This is a genomic window from Pseudomonas sp. GW822-FHT07A10 (assembly GCF_058798795.1).
The window spans coordinates 188,886-209,660 of the sequence record NZ_JBXAKV010000011.1; the positions used below are offsets into that span (position 1 = coordinate 188,886).

Below are 20,775 nucleotides of genomic sequence, written 5' to 3' on the forward strand. Positions count from 1 at the left end.
AAAACCTCAGGAATATGCCTGGATACCGCGTGATAGAAGGATGCAAGCAGGAGTGACCCGTTGACCCTTACCCCCGAACAGGCCATCCGTTTCGGCCCCTACCGGATCTACCCCGGACAACGCCTGGTGATGGAGGCCGACCAGCCCCTGCGCCTGGGCAGGCAAGCCATGGACATTCTGTTGGTCCTGCTGGAGCACGCAGGCCAGGTGGTGAGCAAACAACAACTGATCGCGCGGGTCTGGCCCAAAAGCGTGGTGGAAGACATCAATCTGCGCGTGCACATGGCAGCACTGCGCAAAGCCCTCGGTGACGGTCAGGCCGGTCAGCGTTACATCATCACCGTCGCCCAACGCGGCTACAGTTTTGTCGCGCCATTTTCCCTGGAATCCATCGAACAACGCCCCCAAAACGACGCTAATGAACCAGGCGGCCATAACCTGCCGGTGCGCCGGACTCGCATGATCGGCCGTCAGGCCCTGGTCGACAGACTGCTGGCGCAACTCTCACAGCAACGTTTCATCACCCTCGTGGGCCCCGGCGGGATCGGCAAGACGACCGTGGCGCTGCGCGTCGCCGAGCAACTGATCGGTCGCTATCGAGACGGCATTCGCCTGGTGGACCTGGCACCGATCAACTGCCCTTTGATGATCGGCGCGCACTTGGCGACAGCGCTGGGCTTGTCGTTGCATGACGCCGACCCCATGAACGGGCTCGCCACATGCTTGCGCGAACGACAGATGCTGCTGGTCATCGACAACTGCGAACACCTGATCGATGCCATTGCGTTGCTCAGCGAAAGCATCCTGCGCGCGGCGCCCCAAGTGCACATTCTGGCCACCAGTCGCGAAAGCCTGCGGGCCGAAGGCGAATACGTACAGCGCCTGGAATCGCTGGACTGCCCACCGCCCATCGCCGTGCTCGACCGAGCTCAGGCCCTGACGTTTTCGGCGCTGCAATTGTTTGTCGAGCGGGCGATGGCCAGCCACGACAGCTTCGAACTGAGCGAAGCCGACCTACCGCTGGCGATTGAAATCTGCCGACGTCTGGACGGCATCCCGTTGGCGATCGAACTGGCAGCGGCGCAGGTTGGCAACCTGGGTTTGAGCGGCTTGCTGTCGCAACTGCAAGACAGCTTTCGCCTGCTCGCCCAAGGCTGCCCGACCACCATGGGCCGCCATCAGACCCTGCGCGCGACTCTGGACTGGAGCTTCGAACTGCTCAATGCCTGCGAGCAAACGTGCCTGCGCCGACTGGGGATATTCCGGGGCGCTTTTACCCTGGAATCGGCGGCTGCCGTGATTGTCGGCCAGTACATCGAGCCCGACGTGGTACTTGCCTCGATTACCCAATTGGTGGCCAAGTCATTGCTGAACGTGGAAGTCGGCGACGAAGAAGTGTTCTACCGTCTGCTCGACACCACGCGTGGCTATGCGCTGGAAAAGCTCGACCAGGCCCAAGAGCTGGCGGACACCCGAGAGCGCCACGCCGAATGCTGCCTGGCCTTGATGCAGCAGGCGCAGAGTGATTGGGAACACACCCAGAGCGAGCGCTGGACCGAGCGTTACGCCCGCAGCCTGGACGACATTCGTGCAGTCCTGGATTGGGGCTTGAACGCTCAAGGGCCGCAGGCCTTGGCCATCCGTCTCGCCGCGACCTCGGCACCGCTCTGGCAAGAGCTGTCGCTGCTCAAGGAATACGGCGCGTACGTGCGCAAAGCCCTGGCGTTGCTCGAAACGACGCATCAGCCCTGCCCGCGCTTGACCATGAACCTCAAGCTTGCCCTCGGCAGTTCCTGCTACCACACCCAGGGCAGTAGCGCCGAAGCCGTCGAAGCCTTCGTCAGCGCCAAACACCTGGCCGAACACTGCAATGATGTGGCCGGTCAGCTCAAAGCGATTTCCGGGCACCTGGCGGTTGATCTCAGCTGCGGCCACTACCAACTGGCTCTGGAGCAGAGCCGACAATTCGAGCGGTTGAGGCCGCACGACGACGCGGTGACGGCCCTCAGCACCCAACGTTTGCGGGTCCTGGCCCTGCATTTTGCCGGGGATCAGGCACTGGCGCGGGAGAATGCCGAACAGGTCATTCAACGTCTGGCCCAGAGCGGCCAGCTCAACCGCTTCACCCATGGCTTTGGCGTGCAATACGACCAGAGCGTGGCGGCCCTGACGATTCTGGCGCGCATTCTCTGGCTGCAAGGGCTCCCGGAAAAAGCCTGGCATACCGCAAGACAGGCGCTCGACATCGCGATGCAAATCAATCATGGCACGTCCATCTGCTACACCCTGGCGCTGTCCGGTTGCCTGATCGCCCACTACAACGGCAACACGCCGGTCGCCCGCGAGCTCCTGGCCTTGCTGCTTGAGCAGTCGAAGAAACACTCGGTGTTGCTGTTCTACACCTGGGCCAAACACTACGCGCAGGTAATCGACGGAACTGATGCGCCCTCATCCCCGCGACCGGACACCGGGTTGGTCAAGGAAATCATGGTCACTCTGGGCAGCCGTTTCATCGATGATGCGTTGCTGGAGCGGGCCGAAAACGGCGCGGCGGGCTGGAGCACGGCAGAGATTCTGCGGGCCCGGGCCGACGCGTTACTGGCAGAGGATTGCCCGAGCAGTGCTGACGCGGCCGAGGCGGTGCTGCTCAAGGCTTTAGCCGTGGCAAAAACTCAGGGAGCGCTGGCCTGGGAGCTGCGCAGTGCGACTTCGCTGGCCCAGCTGTGGCAGCGTCAGGGCCACTTCCGGCAAGCCCATGAGCTGCTGGCGCCGATTTACCAGCGCTTCACCGAAGGCTTCGCCACACCGGACCTGATAAAAGTCCGGCGGTTACTCGACGAGTTGCAGCACCACCTGTCCGACTGATGTCCAGTGGGCCCGGCTGATGTAGCGCTCATAACGCAGTTCGAAGGCACGCAAGTAACCGCTGTTTTCGAGTTTCTCCAGGGCGTAGGTGCGAGTGGTATTGAGGAAACGGTAGCGCGTTACGCCGTTGCCCTGCTCGACCGACAGCAGCGATTTATTCGCCAGACTCTCCACCACGTTGACCAGGCTTGCGGGCAGCAACATCGCGCCACTGACCACGCCAATCGCCGCGTCCAGGGTGAACGCCATCTTGAACACCGCCAGCCGCTGCAACACGATCTGTTCCAACGGGCTTAGCCGTTCATAGCTCCAATCCAGTGCGGCTTTGAGATTCTGATGCCGTGGCACGGCGGTGCGTCGACCTTGGCTCAACAGCTGAAAACAGTTGCCCAGTTGCGCTTGCAACCCTACCAGCGCCAATGCATCGATCTGCGCCGCCGCCAGCTCAATGGCCAGGGGCAAGCCATCCAGCCGACGACAGATTTCACGCACAGCATTGAGATCCTGTTGGCGCAGGGCAAACCCTAGCTGACGGGCTCGGGCGCGGCTGACTAACAGCTGCACCGCTGAATACCCCATGGCCTCGTCCACGCTATAAATCGCCGAGACTGGCGGCACCGTCAGGGCGGGTAACCGCAGCAGCGTTTCCCCCGCTGCTCGCAGCGGTTCGCGACTGGTGGCGAGGATCGACAATCGAGGCGCCGAGGCCAACAGATCGTCCACCACTGTCCTGCAACGTTCGAGCAGGTGTTCGCAGTTGTCGAGCACCACCAAGGCATGCCGTTGCGCCAACGCGTTTGCGCCAACGTCTAGTTCCAGGGTGCGCGACAGATGATCGACAAGCTGCGATGGGTCATCGATGGCCGACAGGTCAACCATCCAGACACCATCCCGATAGTGCTGCAACAGCAGCTCGGCCACGCGCAACGCCACGGTGGTCTTGCCGATGCCCGCAGGGCCGATCAGGGTCATGAAGCGTCGAACCGGCAACTGCCGGACCACGCTGCCGACGATCGAGTCACGACCGGTCACCGGTGTGAGCCGCGCAGGCAAGTTGTGTTGAGGCTTGTGCACGGTTTCGACCAGCACCGGCGTGCCCGCCCGATCGTGCTGCACCGGGGCGATGAAGCTATAACCGCGCTGGGGAATATTAACGATATAGGGCTGCCCGTTCGGCCCATCGCCGAGCGCTCGACGCAGGGCGGCGATGTGTACGCGCAAGTTGATTTCCTCGACCACCGAGGTCGGCCATACGTGGGCAATCAGCGCCTCTTTGCTGACCACCGCACCAGCGTGCTCAACCAGCACCTGCAAAATTTCCAGGGCTCGCCCGCCCATGCGCAGCGGCCGATCACCGTCCAGAATCAGCCGCTGATGCAGGTGGAATGCGTAGGGCCCGAACCGCAGCACCGTGTCACTGTTTATCTCTCTGAGGTTGTTCATGCACGTTCATGCGCTGAAAACCTGGCTCGGCTCAAGGAACTGCAAGCTCCATCGAACCCGCCCATCCAGGCTCCCGCACCTCCAAAAAAAGAGTTCACGGGTATCTTGGCAGGCATGGGTGACGGTACAACGGCCATGGGAGGAGCATCACGGCCATCGCGGTGCGCACGACGGACAACAGCGCGTTAACTGAACTGCTCGCGATACTGGGTGGGGGTCAGGCCGAGCTTTTCACTGAATAGAAATCGCATGTGCCGCACGCTGCCGAAGCCACTTTTATAGGCCACAGTCTTGAGCGGCAGCTCGCTGGTTTCCAACAGATTCCTGGCGTGATCGATGCGCGCGCTTTGCAGAAACTCCATCGGCGTCATGTTCACTTCCCGGGTGAAAACCCTGGCGAAGTGCCGCGCACTCATGTTCACCAGACTGGCCATACGCTCGATACCGAACGCTTCGTCGAGGTGTTCGAGCACATGGTTCTGCACCCGGGTGACCGGCGTTTCCTGGGGGCCCACCGCGGCCATCAACGGACTGAACTGCGCCTGCCCGCCCTGGCGTTTCATCACTACCAGCAGCACTTTGGCGACGTCCTGGGCGACTTTCTTGCCGTGGTCCTGGGCAACCACCGCCAGCGCCAGGTCGATACCGGCGGTGACACCACCGGAAGTGATGAGGTTGCGGTCCTGCACGAAAATCTGATCGGTCTCGACGACAGCCTTGGGGAAGCCTTTGATCAGTCGTTCGGTGTAATGCCAGTGAGTGGTCACGCGAAAGCCGTCCAGCAATCCGGCATGCCCGAGCACGAACGCGCCGGTGCAGATCGACCCGTATCGGTCAGCACGGCTGATGGCTCCCCGAAGCCAGTCGAGCAGCGGCGGATACTTTTCGTTGTAGGCCCCCGGCCCGCCTGGCACCAGCAACAGGTCATAGTGCTCGTTAGCCTGATCGATGTGCAGATCCGCCAGTACGCTCACGCCGTTGGAGGCCCGCAATGCGCCCTGCACGGTGCCGATGGTCAACAGCTCGTATCGGTCCGCCGGTTGCAGATAACGATTGGCGATGGAAAACACTTCCATGGGGCCGGCCATGTCGAGCAGGAGAAAGTCTGGGAACAACACCATTGCCACGGTTTTCATGGGTTCAAGGTCACTAATAGAGAACTGTTCAATACCATTGCGCCGCCCACAGGTCTGGCGCCCCACATTATGGCCACATGTAACAACAAGCATACATGAACCCGTTCACACAACTGTCAACCTGTGCGAGACAGTATTTCAATTTCCATCTACTTACTGCACTTTCAGGTAAACATTAACCTTCTCCTCACTCGGACGAATTCACGTCCTGACAGGAGATTTCATCATGCTGACCCTTCGCAAAGCTTCGGATCGCGGCGCGGCCAATCACGGTTGGTTGAAGTCGTTCCATACCTTTTCCTTTGCCAACTACCGCAACCCGCGGGAACAGGGTTTTTCCGACCTGTTGGTGATCAACGACGACCGCGTAGCCGCCGGCAAAGGCTTTGGCCAGCACCCTCACCGCGACATGGAGATTTTCTCCTACGTGCTCGAAGGCGCGCTGGAACACAAGGACACTTTAGGCACGGGTTCGGTGATCCGCCCTGGCGATGTGCAACTGATGAGCGCCGGCAGTGGCGTGGCGCACAGTGAATACAACCACTCATCGACACGCCCGGTGCACTTCCTGCAAATCTGGATCGTGCCTGACGTCAGCGGCGCCAAACCGCGTTATCAGCAAGAGCATTTCAGCACGCAGAAAAAACGCGGCCGCTTGCAGTTGATCATCTCCCCGGATGGGGCCAAGGGTTCATTGAAAGTCCGGCAGGATGCGCGGGTGTATGCCGGCCTGATCGACGGCAAGGAAAGCGCCACGCTGGAACTGGCTGCCGATCGCTACGCCTATGTGCATGTGGCGCGGGGCAGTGTCGAGCTGAACGGTATGCAGCTGCAGGAAGGCGACGGCGTACGGGTTCGCAAAGAAAAGGTGCTGACCTTGAGCAATGGCGTGGACGCTGAGGTGCTGGTGTTTGATCTGCGGCCGCAGGAATTGCCGGAAATGCCGTGATCCCATTGTTCAACGCCCGCAAAAAAACGGCCTGATCAAGGCCGTTTTTTGGCCGCGACAAAAATCCTGTAGGAGCGAGGCCACAGGAATATCTAAATCGCCGCCCGCAATTCCCGTGGCGACAGGCCGTAATGTGAGCGAAAGCGCACGGCAAAACGTGAGGCCGAGGCGTAACCGCTGGCACCGGCAATTTCACCGATGGGCCGGGAAGTGGTTTGCAACCATTGCAACGCGGTCGCCAGTCGAACGCTTTCCAGAATATTCCTGAAGCTGCTCCCCTCATTGGCCAGTTGGCGACGCAAAGTCGACTCACCGAGATTCAGGTGTTGAGCGACGCTCGCAACCGTCCAGTCGCTCTCAGGGCTGCCCATCACCAACTGCTGCACACGCTCGCACAGTGGATCATTGCGATCCATCAGCAGCGGTCCGGCCTGGCCGTTGAGGCCCAGGCTGAGCAGAACCGCTTCCCCATAGTGGGTGCGTAATGCATCCGGCGCGTTCGCATTGATGGCGGCCAATAACTGCTCCCATGCCTGCGTCGTGTGCCTGTCCAGAGGAACACACAGATCTGTCTTCGGGGCACGGTGACCATTCATGATCTGCCGGCCATATCGGCTGCTGAAGTTGCGCAGTGTCGAACCGGGAAAGGTCACGACATCAGCGATGTAGTGACCGTGAAGACCGGGGAAGTTCGAGATACCAAGCTCACGCCCGGCCGGCAACAGAATCAGATGTTGCGGCCCTGCGCGCATCTCCCGGTCATCCCATTGCAACAGCTTTTCCCCCTGTCGCACTCGACACAAGGCAGTCGCGAATATCGGCACCCGTTGCAAGGTATGAGGCTGCCGCGCCCGTATGACACACGCATCGATAATGTTTTCCCGGTGCTGGATGCCGTCACAAGGGCGCATCGTTCTTAACGTCCGTAAGTTGAAGTGATGGTCGCTTTGGCCAAGGCGTTGGCATTGAGCATATAGCCCACCAAGGCTCCGCTGGCCTGGCTGTCGAGTGGCAGCTCATCGACTTTCAACGCCCATACGGTGAATTGATAGCGATGGGGCTTATCTCCCACAGGAGGGCACGCTCCGCCAAATCCCGGTTGGCCATAATCGGTTCGTCCTTGTACGGCACCGGCAGGCAGGTTCGAACCGACCCCGCTTGGCAGACTTTTGGTTGAAGCCGGTAAGTTGACCACCGTCCAATGCCACCAGCCGCTGCCGGTCGGCGCATCAGGGTCATAGACCGTGATTGCGTAACTTTTAGTCTCCGCCGGGGCGTTGGACCAGGACAGTTGCGGAGACGTATTTCCCCCTTCACAACCGAAACCCTGGAATACCTCGCGACTGGTCAGCGGGCGATTTTCAGCAATATCCTGGCTTGTCAGCGAGAAGTCGGCTGCGTGCCCAGTGAGGACGACCCCCATGGACAATGCGGATAGGATAATTCGGATGTTCATCGTGACCTCATCGGTGTCTTGGCGTGAAGCACGAGTCTAGAGAGAGCAAAGGCTGATTACTGTGCCGAAACGCTCGACCATTGTGCCTGAACGCTCTCTCGATCCAGGCACACCCCGCCGACTCAGACCGGTCCGAAAATGTCCTTCATCGCCGCATACTGCAGCAGCATGATGGTCTTGGCATCGCAGATCTCCCCGCGATAAAACGCCTCAAGGGCGTCGTCGAATTTCCACTCCAGCACTTCCAGTTCTTCGGTTTCGTCTTCCAGCCCACCGCCCTCGCTGACTTTCGAAGAGGCGTCGTACTCGGCAATAAAGAAATGCAGTTTCTCCGTGACCGAACCGGGGCTCATGTAGGACTCGAACACCTTCTGCACATGGTGGACGCGATAGCCGGTTTCTTCCTCAGCTTCAGCGCGAATGCGCTCTTCAGGCGCAGCGCCTTCCAGCAGCCCCGCCGCCACTTCAATCAACAAACCATCATGGCCGTTGACGAACACCGGCAACCGGAACTGGCGAGTCAGCACGACGGTTTTCTTCTCGCGGTTGAACAGCAGAATCGCCGCGCCGTTGCCACGGTCGTAGACCTCGCGGCTCTGGCGCTGCCAGTCGCCGTTGTTGCGCAAGTAATCAAACGTGATTTTCTTCAGCAGATACCAGTCGTGGGACAGCACCTGGGACTCGATGATGTTGACCCGCTCGGCTGTGTTCGACATGACAATCCATCCTTATGTTCGTCAGAAAGCGTCCATGTTAGGCGAAAACAGAAAAAACCGGCGACTGTCGTAATGCTGTGCACTCAAGAGAACCTTGAGCCGGAGAAACCTGTGGCGAGGGAGCTTGCTCCCGCTGGGCTGCGTAGCGGCCCCAAAAATCTGACAACCATTGCGATTTTTGTGAGCGCTACGCACTCAAGCGGGAGCAAGGTATCCGTCCGGTCAACACACCTTCCTGACCTTCAGCCAATCTGCTCGAACCGCCGCCTGGTCACGAACAGCCCCGCGCCCACCGGCACGGCAAGGACCGACATCAATCCCAAGTCAAAGCCCAGCAACTGGGTCTGGCTCACTGCAACGCAGCCGATTGCGCCTGCCACCACCAGCGTCACCCCTAGCCACTTGCGCAGCGGGTACGGCTTAAGAAACCGATCAAGTAGAAAGGCCAGCGCCACGACGATGACCGTCTGGGTAATTTCGGACATGTGCAGCCCCACTCAGGTCTTGATGATCAGGGATTCGGAAGAGCGCTGTGGGCCAATCCCACCATTGACCTGCGCCTGGATGCTGACGATTACGTCGCCAGCATGGTAGGTGGGCAGAGCGTCATTGACGTACGAGCGCACACCCGCAGTTACAACAGTACCTGCGGTGACACTGCCTGCAGGTCCGGCTAAACCGCCCACAGTACCGGCAGCGCCACCGAAGGCGGAGGCGGCCAGGTTGGCGACCTTGGTGCGTTGGGCATTGAGGGCATCGCCCTGTTGCCGGGTCAGCGGCTTGGAGATGCCGATCATCATCACGCACGGCAGGCTCTTGGCCTGCATCTTGTCGTACACCTCGACAACCTTGCTGTTGACCTCATAGTGGGCGCTTTTCGCCTCGCCAAAATGCAGCTCGCGCAGGCGTCCGCGCTCGCTGTCGGTGAGGGTGATCTGCGAGACGTTGAAGACGATCCCGTGAGTGCCCATGTATTGGAAAGTCCCTTCGAACTTCATCGCGCGCATCCTTTCGAGGCAAAGATGGCGATTCTCTACAAGGAGCGCATTGGGTTCAAATCATTTCACCTTGCCGGCAAGGTGTGTTGGCTCCCTCGCCACAAGTTCTTACTGACTCAAGACTCTCTTGAGTGAACCGCATTGCGGAGCTTTCATCCTCAGGAAAGTTGCGCCTTGTATTCTTTCTGATACTCCCCGGCGAGGGTTTCTTTCTGTTGGTCGTCGAGTAACTTGCCGGCCATCTGAAAGAACTTCTGCTCCTCCTCTTTGAGGTGGTGATGGACCTTCTCCGAGAGTTTTTTCGCCGTTGCCAACCAGGACGGACTGGACATTTGGGTGGCATCCAGCGTTTCCATCATCTCGTCCATTTCGTGGTGTTCGGAGATAGCGTGGCGGCCAAGATCCACGCCGTTGTCGAACTCCATCAGCGGGATGTAGAAATGGCGTTCTTCAGCGGTTGCGTGGGCCTGAAGCTCGGATTTGAGCCGTTTGTAAGCCTCGACCCGTTCCGGGGTGTCGCCACTGGTTTGAATCACTGCATCGGCATAGCGGCGCTGACGGTCGTGGCTTTCGCGCAAGGCTTCAAAAATGTTCACGGGCTGCCCTCAATGACTGCTTTCAACAACGATGCTGTTCACGCTAGACATTCCCGGAGCCCCGGGGGTTCCTTGGGCTTCGGGGGGGATAGAACAATCGCCGCAACCGGGATAGGCTCCGTGTTCACTGCCATAAGGATGTGTTGCCTATGACTCTGCGAATCGAATTGTCGAAAAATGCCACTGCGGAGGAGCGCGAAGCAATCCTCACACCACTGCGCGCCTACAACGCCGCAAAGGCCGGGGCCACGGTGTCGGAGCAGATTGCTTTGCTGGTACGCAATGACAGCGACGAGATTCTCGGCGGGCTTTATGGCCGGGTGTTTTACCAATGGTTTTTCATTGAGTTGTTGTCGGTGCCGGAGCTGGCCCGGGGACAAGGGATGGGCTCGAAACTGATGCAGATGGCCGAAGACCTGGCGCGGGAAAAGAAATGCGTGGGGATCTGGCTGGACACCTTCGACTTCCAGGCGCCGGAGTTTTACAAGAAGCACGGCTACAGCGAGTTGGGGCACATTGCCGATTATCCGCCGGGCCACAAGCGCTTCTTTTTTCAGAAGCGTTTGATGGATTTGTAAGCTTCGGTTTTTGTGTTGCCTTCAAAAGATCGCAGCCTCGTTTCACTCTGTCGAGTGAAACGAGGCTGCGATCTTTTCTGGATCTTCGATCTTGCTTACAAACAGGTCGCCAACGCCGCCAATCGGCGCTTGGCGACAAAATCGTCGTGCTGCGCGTAGTAGCTCAATGCTGTACCCGAGGCGTCGGTGGTCACGTCCACGAAAGACTCGGCCGAACGGGTGTAGACCGTCGATCCGCCCTTCTTGCCCGGCTGCAAATACGCACCGGCATCGACGCCGAACACCGCCTCGTCCTGCCAGGCAAACTGCACGCACTGGGCGACGACTTTTTCCGGTTTGTCCGAGGTCAGGGTTTTGTACGGGGTTTTGGTGCGGGCGTCGTTCATCGCCGATCCGGCGCAGCCCGCCAGCAAGGTTGCGGCCAGCGCCACCATCAGAATTCGCATTGCGTTCGCTCATAAGGAAAAAGCGGACTGTACCACCGCGGCGCGGCGTATCGTTCTGCTTTACTTCATTTATACCGCGACACCGCGCAACGATTCGCGCACCCTGTCGCGCCGATAGCCTCGCATCACCCATTTTTCAGGAAAGCCATGACACCCAACGCCGAGTTCTACAAACCCTCCACCGACTACGCCGACAAACTGATCAGCCAGATCGGCCAGACGCCGGCCTGGATCGCCAAGCGAATTGGCGTCACCGACAAGCGGATTCGTTACATTCTCGACGGCGAAAGAACCGTCAAAGGCGAAACCACGCCGATCCAGATGACCTACACCGAGCAGTTTGCCCTTGAGTGTCTGGCTGCGGCTGCCAAAGCGAGCAAAAAGCAGTCTTCGTAATCCCCTCAAGGAGTGACCATGGCGGCAACCGAACAGCAACACGAACAGGCGCTGAGGAAGTTTCTCGATGAACGCCCTGAGCTGCGTCTTGAGCTCGACAATCTCAATCCCCTGCTCGCCCAGGCCAAAGGCGAGACGATGGCGCAGTACCGCGACGAACGCTTGCATGAAGCGTTCGAAGCCGAGGCCGAGCGCCTGGGTTTGTTTGCCTGGGAGCTGACACTGCAACTGACCACCGCCACGCCCGAGGAATATCAGGCCCAACGCATGGAAGTGCACAAGGAAGTTGCAGAGATGGCCGGCATGAACTGGCTTGAGTATTGCGAGTTGTATGGGCTAACCAAATAATCCTCGCGATGGCAGCGACTCGGTCTGCGAGTAAACGCCCTTCGCCGCCCTGCCGATAAAGCTTTATCATGGCCGCAGTTTTGCTGATCGAGTCCGTCATGAAATTCGCCATTGCGCTGTTTTCCGCCGCCCATGCGCCCTCCTCGCGCCGTGCCTTGTTGTTCGCCCAGGCCGCGCTGGCCGGCGGGCATGAGATTGTCCGGCTGTTTTTCTATCAGGATGGCGTCTACAACGCGTCCGGCAGTGTGGTCACGCCTCAGGATGAGCAGGACTTGCCCAAGCAATGGCGCACCTTTGTCACCGAACATCAACTCGATGGCGTGATCTGCATCGCCGCCGCCCTGCGTCGTGGCGTGCTGAACGAGGAAGAAGCCCAGCGCTATCAGCGTGAAGCGGTCGCCGTGGGTGCGCCGTGGGAATTGTCCGGCCTTGGCCAGTTGCATGACGCGGTGCAGGACGCCGACCGCCTGATCTGTTTCGGAGGCGCGTGAGATGGCTAAATCCTTGCTGATTATCAGCCGTCAGGCGCCGTGGTCCGGGCCGAATGCGCGGGAAGCGCTGGACATTGTATTGGCCGGCGGCGCCTTCGATCTGCCGATCGGGCTGCTGTTTCTTGATGACGGCGTGTTCCAGCTCGCTGCGAAACAGGACGCCAAGGCGTTGCAGCAGAAAGACCTGAGCGCCAACCTGCAAGCCTTGCCGATGTTTGGCGTCGAAGACCTGTTCGTGTGCGCTGACAGCGTAGCGGCCCGAGGCCTGGACCCCAAAGGTCTGTCGCTTGAAGAAGCCCGGGTACTGAGCGCCCAGGACATCACCGCCCTTATTGACCGTTACGACCAGGTGATCACCCTCTGATGTCGACTTTGCATGTGTTGTCTCATTCCCCTTTCGGCGACGAGCGCCTGAGCAGTTGCCTGCGCGTGATCGGCCCCAACGATGCGCTGCTGCTGAGTGGCGACGCGGCCTATGCCTTGCAGCCAGGCACCGCGCCATTCAGCTCTTTGCATGCTCGCAACCTGAAACTGTTCGTACTGGCCGAAGACGCACAGGCCCGTGCTCTGCAGGTTCCGGACTGGGCCAGTGCCATTGACTACCCGGCCTTCGTCGAACTGTCGATTCACTATGACAAGGTCAACAGTTGGCTATGAAATCCCTGACCGTTGGCGCCCGCGCCATTGAACTGGACAAGGACGGTTTCCTGGTGGAACTGAACGACTGGTCTACCGAGGTGGCCACCGCCCTCGCCGCCGCCGAAGACATCGAGTTGAGCCCGGAACATTGGGAAATCCTCGAACTGCTGCGCAGTTTCTACGACGAATTCCAGTTGTCCCCGGCCACCCGCCCGCTGATCAAGTACACCGCATTGAAGCTCGGCCCCGACAAGGGCAACAGCCTGCACCTGAACCGACTGTTCAAAGGCACCCCTGCCAAACTCGCCGCGAAACTGGCGGGCCTGCCCAAACCGACGAATTGCTTATGACCGACTATCCAGCGCTGACCCTCGAAACGCCCGCCGAGCACCCGTTCGCCCAATTCGTGCGGATCCTTGGCAAAGGCAAACGCGGCGCCCGCGATCTGACCCGGGCCGAAGCCCGCGAAGCCATGGGCATGGTGCTCGACGACAAGGTCGAGGACACCCAGCTCGGCGCGTTCCTGATGCTGTTGCGACACAAGGAAGAGAGCGCCGAGGAAATGGCCGGGTTCACCGAAGCCTTGCGTGAACGCCTGAGTCCCCCGGCGCTGACGGTCGATCTGGACTGGCCGACGTACGCAGGCAAGAAGCGGCATTTGCCGTGGTATCTGCTGGCGGCCAAGTGCCTGGCGCAGAACGGCGTGCGCATCTTCATGCACGGCGGCGGCGCACACACGGCGGGGCGGCTGTACAGCGAGCAACTGCTCGAGACGCTGAACATACCGTTGTGCCGCAACTGGCAGCAGGTCGGTGCGGCACTCGATCAGGGCGGTCTGGCGTTCATGCCATTGGTGGACTGGGCCCCGCAACTTCAGCGAATGATCGACTTGCGCAACACCCTGGGCCTGCGCTCGCCGATCCATTCCCTGGCGCGGATTCTCAACCCGCTGGGCGCCCGTTGCGGCCTGCAAAGCATTTTCCACCCCGGCTACCAAGCGGTGCATCGCGATGCCAGCGGTCTGCTCGGGGACACGGCAATCGTCGTCAAGGGCGATGGCGGCGAAATTGAGATCAACCCGGACGCCGACAGTCACCTGTATGGCACCACCGGCGGCGAAAGTTGGGATGAAGAATGGCCGCAGCTGTCGAGCCAGCGCCACGTCAAACCGGCGAGCCTGGATCCGGAGCACTTGAAAGCCGTATGGCGTGGCGACGTGGTCGACAGCTACCCGCAAATGGCGCTGATCTCGACCATGGCCCTGGCCTTGCGCGGCCTCGGCCAGCCTCGCGAACAAGCCTTCGAAACCGCCCAGCAATATTGGGACACCCGGGACCGATCGATTTAATCGATCATAACAGTCCAACCTTTGCGCTTTTTGTTCGAACCTATGCGCATAGACTCCTCTCCAACGTTTATAGGTTGAGGAGTCAGGCACATGGGTTTGTTAGTCGAAGGTCGCTGGCAGGATCAGTGGTACCAAAGCAGCAAGGATGGCGCGTTCCAGCGTGAACAGGCGCAGCGTCGCAACTGGCTGACCGCCGATGGCAAGCCAGGCCCGAGTGGCGTCGGTGGTTTTGCCGCCGAGGCCGGTCGCTATCACCTCTATGTGTCCCTCGCCTGCCCTTGGGCCCATCGCACGCTGATCCTGCGTAAACTCAAAGGCCTTGAAAGCCTGATCGACGTGTCGGTGGTCAGCTGGTTGATGCTGGAAAACGGCTGGACCTTCGATAAAGGGCTCGGGTCGACTGGCGACAAGCTCGATCATTTCAATTTCATGCACCAGCGCTACACCGCCGATACCGCCGACTACACCGGCCGCGTCACCGTGCCGGTGCTGTGGGATAAACAGACCAACCGCATCGTCAGCAATGAATCGGCGGAGATCATCCGCATGTTCAACAGCGCATTCGATGACTTGACCGGCAATGACCTGGATTTCTACCCCGCTCCGCTGCGCAACGAAATCGACGCCCTGAACGAGCGGATATATCCAGCAGTGAACAACGGCGTCTATCGCGCCGGGTTTGCCACCTCGCAGCAGGCTTACGAAGAAGCGTTCGATGAGTTGTTTGCTGAGCTGGATCGGTTGGAGCAACTGCTGGGAGCGAATCGTTACCTGACGGGTGAATACCTGACCGAAGCGGATATTCGCCTGTTCACCACGCTGATTCGTTTTGATGCGGTGTATCACGGCCACTTCAAATGCAATCTGCGGCGGATTGCCGATTATCCGAACCTGTCGAACTGGTTACGGGAGATTTATCAGTGGCCCGGGATTGCCGAGACGGTGGATTTCACCCACATCAAGAACCACTACTATGGCAGCCACAAAACCATCAATCCGACCGGGATTGTGCCTAAAGGGCCGGCGCAGGATTTCACCGGGGCGCATGATCGGGGGCGGTTGAGTGGGAAAGAGGTTTGGCGCAAGGCCTGAGGTTGATCGTTCCCACTCTGCGTGGGAATGTATCCCGTGACGCTCTGCGTCACATCCGAAACGGAACGCGGAGCGTCCCTGGCGGCGTTCCCACGCGGAGCGTGGGAACGATCACACAGACAACACAGAAATCAGACCTGCGCTTGAGCCCCTTCGAACCACGCCAGTTTCTCGCGCAGTTGCACCACTTCCCCGACGATCACCAGTGTCGGCGCATGCACTTCATGCTCCGCCACTAGCCGTGGCAGGTCGGCCAGAGTGCCGGTAAATACCCGCTGATTGACCGTGGTGCCCTGCTGGATCAACGCCGCCGGGGTATCGGCCGCGCGACCGTGCTTGATCAACTGCTCGCAGATGATCGGCAAGCCCACCAGCCCCATGTAAAACACCAGGGTTTGCGCCGGCGCGACCAGGTCGGCCCACGGCAAATCGGTGGAACCGTCCTTGAGGTGCCCGGTGACAAACCGCACTGACTGCGCGTAATCGCGGTGAGTCAGCGGAATCCCGGCATACGCCGCGCAACCGCTGGCAGCGGTAATGCCCGGCACGACCTGGAACGGGATGCCATGGGCCGCCAGTTCTTCGATCTCTTCGCCGCCACGCCCGAAAATGAACGGATCGCCACCCTTCAAGCGCACCACGCGCTTGCCGGCCTTGGCCAGATCCACCAGATGCTGGTTGATCTGTTCCTGAGGCACGGCGTGATCGGCGCGGCGCTTGCCGACGTAGACCCGCTCGGCATCGCGACGGCACAAATCCAGAATCGCCGGCGCCACCAGACGGTCATACAACACCACGTCGGCTTGCTGCATCAGGCGCAAGGCGCGGAAGGTCAACAGGTCGGGATCACCCGGCCCGGCGCCCACCAGATAAACCTCGCCAGTGGCTACAGGGGCTTCGCCATTGATTTTGGCCAGCATCAAGCGCTCGGCCTCGGCGCCCTGCCCGGCCAGTTGCCGGTCGGCAATCGGTCCCTGGAACACATCCTCCCAGAACGCCCGACGCTGCTGCACGTCCGGAAACAGGCCTTTGACCTGGTTGCGGAAACGCGCCGCCAGACCGGCCAGTTGTCCGTAAGTGGAAGGAATCCAGGTTTCCAGCTTGGCGCGAATCAACCGCGCCAGCACCGGTGCATCACCGCCACTGGACACGGCAATGATCAGCGGCGAACGGTCGACAATCGCCGGGAAGATCACGCTGCACAAGGCCGGCGCGTCCACCACGTTGACCGGCACACAACGCCGATGGGCATCGGCGGAGACTTGCGCGTTCAGCGGTTCGTCGTCGGTGGCGGCGATGATCAGCCCGCAACCGTCCAGATCCGCCTCGACGTAGCCACGCACCAGGCACTCGCCACCGCTGCCGGCTACCAGCTCACGCAACTGCGGTTCGATTTCAGGTGCGACCACCCGCAGCAGCGCACCGGCTTCGGCCAGCAGGCGGGATTTGCGCAAGGCAATCTCCCCCCCGCCGACGACCAACACACGACTGCCGCGAAGGTTATGGAACAGCGGCAGATAGTCCATTTAGCCGATGACCTCAAGGCCACCCATGTAAGGCTTGAGCACTTCAGGCACACGGATCGAACCGTCGGCCTGCTGATAGTTCTCGAGTACCGCCACCAGGGTACGACCGACCGCCAGGCCGGAACCGTTCAGGGTGTGCACCAGTTCAGGCTTGCCGGTTTCCGGGTTGCGGAAACGCGCTTGCATACGGCGCGCCTGGAAGTCGCCACAGTTGGAGCACGACGAAATCTCGCGGTACTTGTCCTGGCTCGGAATCCACACTTCCAGGTCGTAGGTCTTGACCGCGCTGAAGCCCATGTCGCCGGTGCACAGCGCCAGGGTGCGGTATGGCAGCTCCAGCAGTTGCAGGACTTTCTCGGCGTTGGCGGTCAGGTTTTCCAGCGCTTGCATCGAGGTCGACGGCTCAACGATCTGGACCATCTCGACTTTGTCGAACTGGTGCTGACGGATCATCCCGCGGGTGTCGCGACCCGACGCGCCAGCCTCGCTGCGGAAGCACGGCGTGTGTGCCACGAACTTGATCGGCAGCAGTTTCGAATCGACGATTTCGCCGGCCACGATGTTGGTCAGCGACACTTCAGCGGTCGGGATCAGGTACAGATCGGCTTCGCCGTCGCGGCTGATCTTGAACAGGTCTTCTTCGAATTTCGGCAACTGACCGGTGCCCTGCAGGGCTGGCGCTTGTACCAGATAAGGCGTGTAAGCCTCTTCGTAACCGTGTTCGTTGATGTGCAGGTTGATCATGAACTGCGCCAGGGCACGGTGCAGGCGAGCAATCGGGCCGCGCAGCAGGGCGAAACGGGCGCCGGACAGCTTGGCGGCGGTTTCGAAGTCCAGCCAGCCGAACTTCTCGCCCAGGGCCACGTGGTCCTGAACCGGGAAGTCGAAAGCCTTCGGCGTGCCCCAACGGCGCACTTCAACGTTGCCTTCTTCGTCATCGCCAACCGGCACCGATTCGTGCGGCAGGTTCGGAATGCCCAGCAGGATCGAATCCAGCTCGGTCTGGATCGCGTCCAGCTCGACTTTACCGGCGCTCAACTCGCCCGCCATACGCTCGACATCCGCCATCAGCGGCGCGATGTCTTCGCCGCGCTGCTTGGCCTGGCCGATGGATTTGGAGCGCGCGTTACGTTCAGCCTGCAGAGCTTCGGTGCGGGTCTGGACGGTCTTGCGCTGTTCTTCCAGCGCTTCGATGCGCGCAACATCCAGGGCAAAGCCACGGGATGCCAGGCGGTCCGCTACGTCCTGAAGGTTGCTACGTAACAGTTTGGAATCGAGCATGTCGGTTTCTCGTTATCAAAGTTTGGTCAAGGACAGGCCAGCCCAGGTGGCGAGCAGCCCGCCGAATACGCTGATGGCCGCATAGCCCAAGGCCAGCGGCACTTGCCCGGTTTCCAGCAGGCGCACCGTATCCAGTGAAAAGGATGAAAAAGTCGTCAGCCCCCCGAGGAAGCCAACGATCAACCCGGCGCGTACCGCAAACGATACCTCCGGGCGAATCAAAAACAGGCCGTATAGAACGCCGATCAGCAAACAGCCCACGATATTAACGGCCAGCGTCGCGGTATAGAAGTGCCGCGGCCAATTCGCGTTGATCCAGTTACCGGTGGCGAAGCGCAACAGCGTACCGGCGACACCGCCGACAGAAACCGCAACGATCAAGGGAATCACTATTTTCTCCGCTGTCGGGGGCTTAGACGGTCAAGCTGCGCGAGGTGGTTGAGCTTTTCGCCGATCTTCAGCTCCAGGCCGCGAGGCACGGGTTGATAGAACCGTTGTGGCTCCAACTCATCCGGGAAGTAATCTTCGCCAGCGGCGTAGGCATCCGGTTCATCGTGGGCGTAACGATATTCATCGCCATAACCCAATTGCTTCATCAACTTGGTCGGCGCATTGCGCAGGTGCAGCGGCACTTCCAGCGAACCGTGTTCGGTAGCGCTGCGCATCGCGGCCTTGAAGCCCATGTACACCGCGTTGCTTTTTGGCGCGCAAGCCAGATAGGTAATGGCTTGGGCCACCGCCAGTTCGCCTTCGGGGCTACCGAGGCGCTCCTGCACTTCCCACGCCGCCAGGCATAGGCTCAGGGCGCGGGGGTCGGCATTGCCGATGTCTTCGCTGGCCATGCGCACCACGCGTCGGGCCAGGTACAGCGGGTCGCAGCCGCCGTCGATCATTCGCGCGAACCAGTACAGCGCGCCATCGGGGTTGGAACCGCGTACCGATTTATGCAGCGCGGATATCTGGTCGTAGAAGGCTTCGCCGCCCTTGTCGAAACGTCGACGGGTGTCGCCGAGCAGGCTTTGCAGCAGGTCGACGCCGATTTCGCTGTGGTCTTCGGCCAGGTCCGAGGCATTTTCCAACAGGTTGAGCAGACGCCGGCCATCGCCATCGGCGGCGGACAGCAGCATCTGGAAGCCCTCGTCGCTGAGGGTCAGTTGCCGCTTGCCCAGCCCGCGCTCTTCGGTCAGCGCGCGATGCACCAGCTTGCGCAGGGCGGCTTCGTCGAGGCTTTTGAGCACATAGACACGCGCCCGGGACAGCAGCGCGTTGTTGAGTTCGAACGAGGGGTTTTCCGTGGTCGCGCCGATGAAAATCAGCGTGCCGTCTTCAACGTACGGCAGGAACGCATCCTGCTGGGACTTGTTGAAGCGATGCACTTCGTCGACGAACAGGATGGTGCGCTTACCGTACTGCCCGGCCTGCTGCTTGGCGACTTCCACCGCTTGGCGGATTTCCTTTACGCCGGCCAGTACCGCCGAAACCGTTTCGAAGTGCGCATCCGAGACTTCCGCCAGCAGCCGCGCCAGGGTGGTTTTACCCACGCCCGGTGGCCCCCAGAAAATCATCGAGTGCAGGGCTCCCTGCTCCAGGGCTTCGCGCAAAGGCTTGCCCCGAGCGAGCACGTGTTCCTGACCGACGTACTCGTCCAGATTGGCCGCACGCAAACGAGCGGCCAGAGGCTGAGCAATCGGGGCGCTGCGAAACAGGTCCATCACGTACTTTTAAAACCTCGAGTCAATTCTCAAGTTTGGCGAACACCACACAAGCCCGCTTCTACAGGTTTACTCCTGGATCACATCGGCACCCTTGGGAATGTCGAACTTGAATTTGGAGGCCGGGATTGGCTCGTTGGCCTTCACACCGGTGAACAGGATGTTGGTGCGCTGGCCGACGCTGTCGATCATCTGCATATCATTGACCAGACCATTGCGGAACGATAGGCGCAGGCTGTCGAACAGGGTGTCCTTGGTTTTCGGCTTCAGGGTGAAGTCGATCACGCCGCCGGCTTCCTTGGCGCTGATGTCGAAGCTCTGGCTGATCTTGGACACGTCACCGGACAGCAGCAACGCCGGGGTCTGGGTCAGACGCTGATCAAGAGTCTTGATGGTGGCCTGTTCCAGATCCGGGTCCCACAGGGTCACTTTCTTACCGTCCGATACCATGGTTTGCTCGGCCGGCGCGTTGGTGTGCCAGTAGAACAGGCCCGGGCGCTGCAAGGACATTTCACCCGCAGTTTCTTGTAACTGGGTGCCGCTGCCGTCGAGGGTCAGCTGAGAGAAGTGCGCGGTCAGGGTCTGGGATTTTTCCAGCAGTTGAGTCAGACGCGCCACGTCCTTGTCGTCGGCGTGGGCCGAGAGCGTGGTCAAAGCCAGTACCGGCAGCAGCAACATGCGGATAAGACGCATGGGAGTCCTCATAAACATTCGTGGGAGTGCGGGCGGCGCCTCAAGACGCCGCCCCTTTCAATACCG

The 20,775-nt window shown here is 60.4% G+C and carries 25 protein-coding genes; 11 read left to right on the top strand and 14 right to left on the bottom strand.

The genetic code is table 11. From position 1 onward, the window contains the following. The first annotated feature begins 60 nt into the window (after positions 1-60). The gene (locus tag AC1RL4_RS19640) at positions 61-2,865 is read left to right on the top strand and encodes an ATP-binding protein (protein WP_230175507.1); all 2,805 of its coding nucleotides are present in this window, start codon (positions 61-63) and stop codon (positions 2,863-2,865) included. On the opposite strand, the gene AC1RL4_RS19645 is transcribed toward AC1RL4_RS19640, so the two are convergent. Beyond that, positions 2,830-4,308 carry an ATP-binding protein gene (locus AC1RL4_RS19645; RefSeq protein ID WP_230175508.1) on the bottom strand — a complete coding sequence of 493 codons (1,479 nt, stop codon included), beginning with the start codon at positions 4,306-4,308 and terminating at the stop codon, positions 2,830-2,832. The two genes, AC1RL4_RS19640 and AC1RL4_RS19645, sit on opposite strands and share 36 nt — an antisense overlap. Positions 4,309-4,493: 185 nt before the next feature. Continuing rightward, a complete protein-coding gene (locus AC1RL4_RS19650) occupies positions 4,494-5,444 on the bottom strand; it encodes a GlxA family transcriptional regulator (RefSeq protein WP_018925545.1) in 951 nt (316 codons plus the stop codon). Between the two features lie 226 nt (positions 5,445-5,670). Here AC1RL4_RS19650 and AC1RL4_RS19655 point away from each other — a divergent pair, with 226 nt between their 5' ends. Next, entirely contained in the window at positions 5,671-6,393 is a 723-nt protein-coding gene (locus AC1RL4_RS19655; RefSeq protein ID WP_019580105.1) for a pirin family protein, read from the top strand. A 92-nt stretch (positions 6,394-6,485) separates the two neighbouring features. Here AC1RL4_RS19655 and AC1RL4_RS19660 read toward each other — a convergent pair whose 3' ends face one another. The 6 genes from AC1RL4_RS19660 to AC1RL4_RS19685 form a co-directional block, all read right to left on the bottom strand. Further along, a complete protein-coding gene (locus AC1RL4_RS19660) occupies positions 6,486-7,304 on the bottom strand; it encodes a helix-turn-helix transcriptional regulator (protein WP_026331780.1) in 819 nt (272 codons plus the stop codon). A 5-nt stretch (positions 7,305-7,309) separates the two neighbouring features. After that, positions 7,310-7,849, bottom strand: a complete 540-nt coding sequence (locus AC1RL4_RS19665) for a kinase inhibitor (RefSeq protein WP_096479920.1) — start codon at positions 7,847-7,849, stop codon at positions 7,310-7,312. A gap of 122 nt (positions 7,850-7,971) precedes the next feature. After that, positions 7,972-8,565: an NUDIX domain-containing protein gene (locus AC1RL4_RS19670; RefSeq protein ID WP_019648488.1), complete on the bottom strand. Its 594-nt coding sequence runs from the start codon at positions 8,563-8,565 to the stop codon at positions 7,972-7,974. Between the two features lie 242 nt (positions 8,566-8,807). Further along, complete coding sequence (locus AC1RL4_RS19675; RefSeq protein WP_019580101.1) at positions 8,808-9,050, bottom strand: hypothetical protein; 243 nt, start codon at positions 9,048-9,050, stop codon at positions 8,808-8,810. A 12-nt stretch (positions 9,051-9,062) separates the two neighbouring features. After that, entirely contained in the window at positions 9,063-9,563 is a 501-nt protein-coding gene (locus tag AC1RL4_RS19680; protein ID WP_028941283.1) for a hypothetical protein, read from the bottom strand. 158 nt (positions 9,564-9,721) lie between these two features. Then, on the bottom strand, positions 9,722-10,159 hold the full coding sequence (locus tag AC1RL4_RS19685) for a hemerythrin domain-containing protein (protein ID WP_019580098.1): 438 nt from the start codon (positions 10,157-10,159) through the stop codon (positions 9,722-9,724). Between the two features lie 149 nt (positions 10,160-10,308). On the opposite strand from AC1RL4_RS19685, the gene AC1RL4_RS19690 reads away from it, so the two are divergent. Continuing rightward, positions 10,309-10,737: a GNAT family N-acetyltransferase gene (locus tag AC1RL4_RS19690; protein WP_019580097.1), complete on the top strand. Its 429-nt coding sequence runs from the start codon at positions 10,309-10,311 to the stop codon at positions 10,735-10,737. A gap of 95 nt (positions 10,738-10,832) precedes the next feature. Here the strand turns inward: AC1RL4_RS19690 and AC1RL4_RS19695 are convergent, their stop codons facing one another. Next, entirely contained in the window at positions 10,833-11,183 is a 351-nt protein-coding gene (locus tag AC1RL4_RS19695; RefSeq protein WP_007904889.1) for a hypothetical protein, read from the bottom strand. A 147-nt stretch (positions 11,184-11,330) separates the two neighbouring features. Here AC1RL4_RS19695 and AC1RL4_RS19700 point away from each other — a divergent pair, with 147 nt between their 5' ends. The 8 genes from AC1RL4_RS19700 to AC1RL4_RS19735 all read left to right on the top strand — a co-directional run bounded on the left by AC1RL4_RS19700 (position 11,331) and on the right by AC1RL4_RS19735 (position 15,497). Then, positions 11,331-11,579, top strand: coding sequence for a hypothetical protein (locus AC1RL4_RS19700; protein ID WP_007941139.1), 249 nt, complete (start codon positions 11,331-11,333; stop codon positions 11,577-11,579). Between the two features lie 18 nt (positions 11,580-11,597). Then, positions 11,598-11,927: a DUF6388 family protein gene (locus tag AC1RL4_RS19705; RefSeq protein ID WP_019648485.1), complete on the top strand. Its 330-nt coding sequence runs from the start codon at positions 11,598-11,600 to the stop codon at positions 11,925-11,927. A gap of 98 nt (positions 11,928-12,025) precedes the next feature. Further along, on the top strand, positions 12,026-12,418 hold the full coding sequence (gene tusD / locus AC1RL4_RS19710; protein WP_230175509.1) for a sulfurtransferase complex subunit TusD: 393 nt from the start codon (positions 12,026-12,028) through the stop codon (positions 12,416-12,418). 1 nt (position 12,419) lies between these two features. Beyond that, positions 12,420-12,782, top strand: a complete 363-nt coding sequence (gene tusC / locus AC1RL4_RS19715) for a sulfurtransferase complex subunit TusC (RefSeq protein WP_028941281.1) — start codon at positions 12,420-12,422, stop codon at positions 12,780-12,782. Further along, positions 12,782-13,075 (top strand): sulfurtransferase complex subunit TusB, encoded by a 294-nt coding sequence (gene tusB / locus AC1RL4_RS19720; protein ID WP_019648483.1) that lies wholly within the window; start codon positions 12,782-12,784, stop codon positions 13,073-13,075. Before tusC ends, tusB begins: the two co-directional genes overlap by 1 nt. Beyond that, entirely contained in the window at positions 13,072-13,407 is a 336-nt protein-coding gene (locus AC1RL4_RS19725; protein WP_028941280.1) for a TusE/DsrC/DsvC family sulfur relay protein, read from the top strand. The genes tusB and AC1RL4_RS19725 overlap by 4 nt, the downstream gene beginning before the upstream one ends. Further along, the gene (locus tag AC1RL4_RS19730; RefSeq protein WP_019580094.1) at positions 13,404-14,405 is read left to right on the top strand and encodes a glycosyl transferase family protein; all 1,002 of its coding nucleotides are present in this window, start codon (positions 13,404-13,406) and stop codon (positions 14,403-14,405) included. Before AC1RL4_RS19725 ends, AC1RL4_RS19730 begins: the two co-directional genes overlap by 4 nt. Positions 14,406-14,495: 90 nt before the next feature. Beyond that, positions 14,496-15,497, top strand: coding sequence for a glutathione S-transferase family protein (locus tag AC1RL4_RS19735; protein ID WP_019580093.1), 1,002 nt, complete (start codon positions 14,496-14,498; stop codon positions 15,495-15,497). 131 nt (positions 15,498-15,628) lie between these two features. Here AC1RL4_RS19735 and cysG read toward each other — a convergent pair whose 3' ends face one another. The 5 genes from cysG to lolA form a co-directional block, all read right to left on the bottom strand. Then, the gene (gene cysG / locus AC1RL4_RS19740; protein WP_019580092.1) at positions 15,629-17,023 is read right to left on the bottom strand and encodes a siroheme synthase CysG; all 1,395 of its coding nucleotides are present in this window, start codon (positions 17,021-17,023) and stop codon (positions 15,629-15,631) included. After that, a complete protein-coding gene (gene serS, locus AC1RL4_RS19745) occupies positions 17,024-18,304 on the bottom strand; it encodes a serine--tRNA ligase (RefSeq protein ID WP_018925530.1) in 1,281 nt (426 codons plus the stop codon). It abuts the gene before it with no gap. Between the two features lie 15 nt (positions 18,305-18,319). Continuing rightward, the gene (gene crcB, locus AC1RL4_RS19750) at positions 18,320-18,694 is read right to left on the bottom strand and encodes a fluoride efflux transporter CrcB (RefSeq protein WP_007941127.1); all 375 of its coding nucleotides are present in this window, start codon (positions 18,692-18,694) and stop codon (positions 18,320-18,322) included. Continuing rightward, positions 18,694-20,016: a replication-associated recombination protein A gene (locus AC1RL4_RS19755; RefSeq protein WP_007941126.1), complete on the bottom strand. Its 1,323-nt coding sequence runs from the start codon at positions 20,014-20,016 to the stop codon at positions 18,694-18,696. Before AC1RL4_RS19755 ends, crcB begins: the two co-directional genes overlap by 1 nt. A gap of 69 nt (positions 20,017-20,085) precedes the next feature. Then, positions 20,086-20,709: an outer membrane lipoprotein periplasmic chaperone LolA gene (lolA, locus tag AC1RL4_RS19760; protein ID WP_019580090.1), complete on the bottom strand. Its 624-nt coding sequence runs from the start codon at positions 20,707-20,709 to the stop codon at positions 20,086-20,088. Between the last annotated feature and the right edge of the window lie 66 nt (positions 20,710-20,775).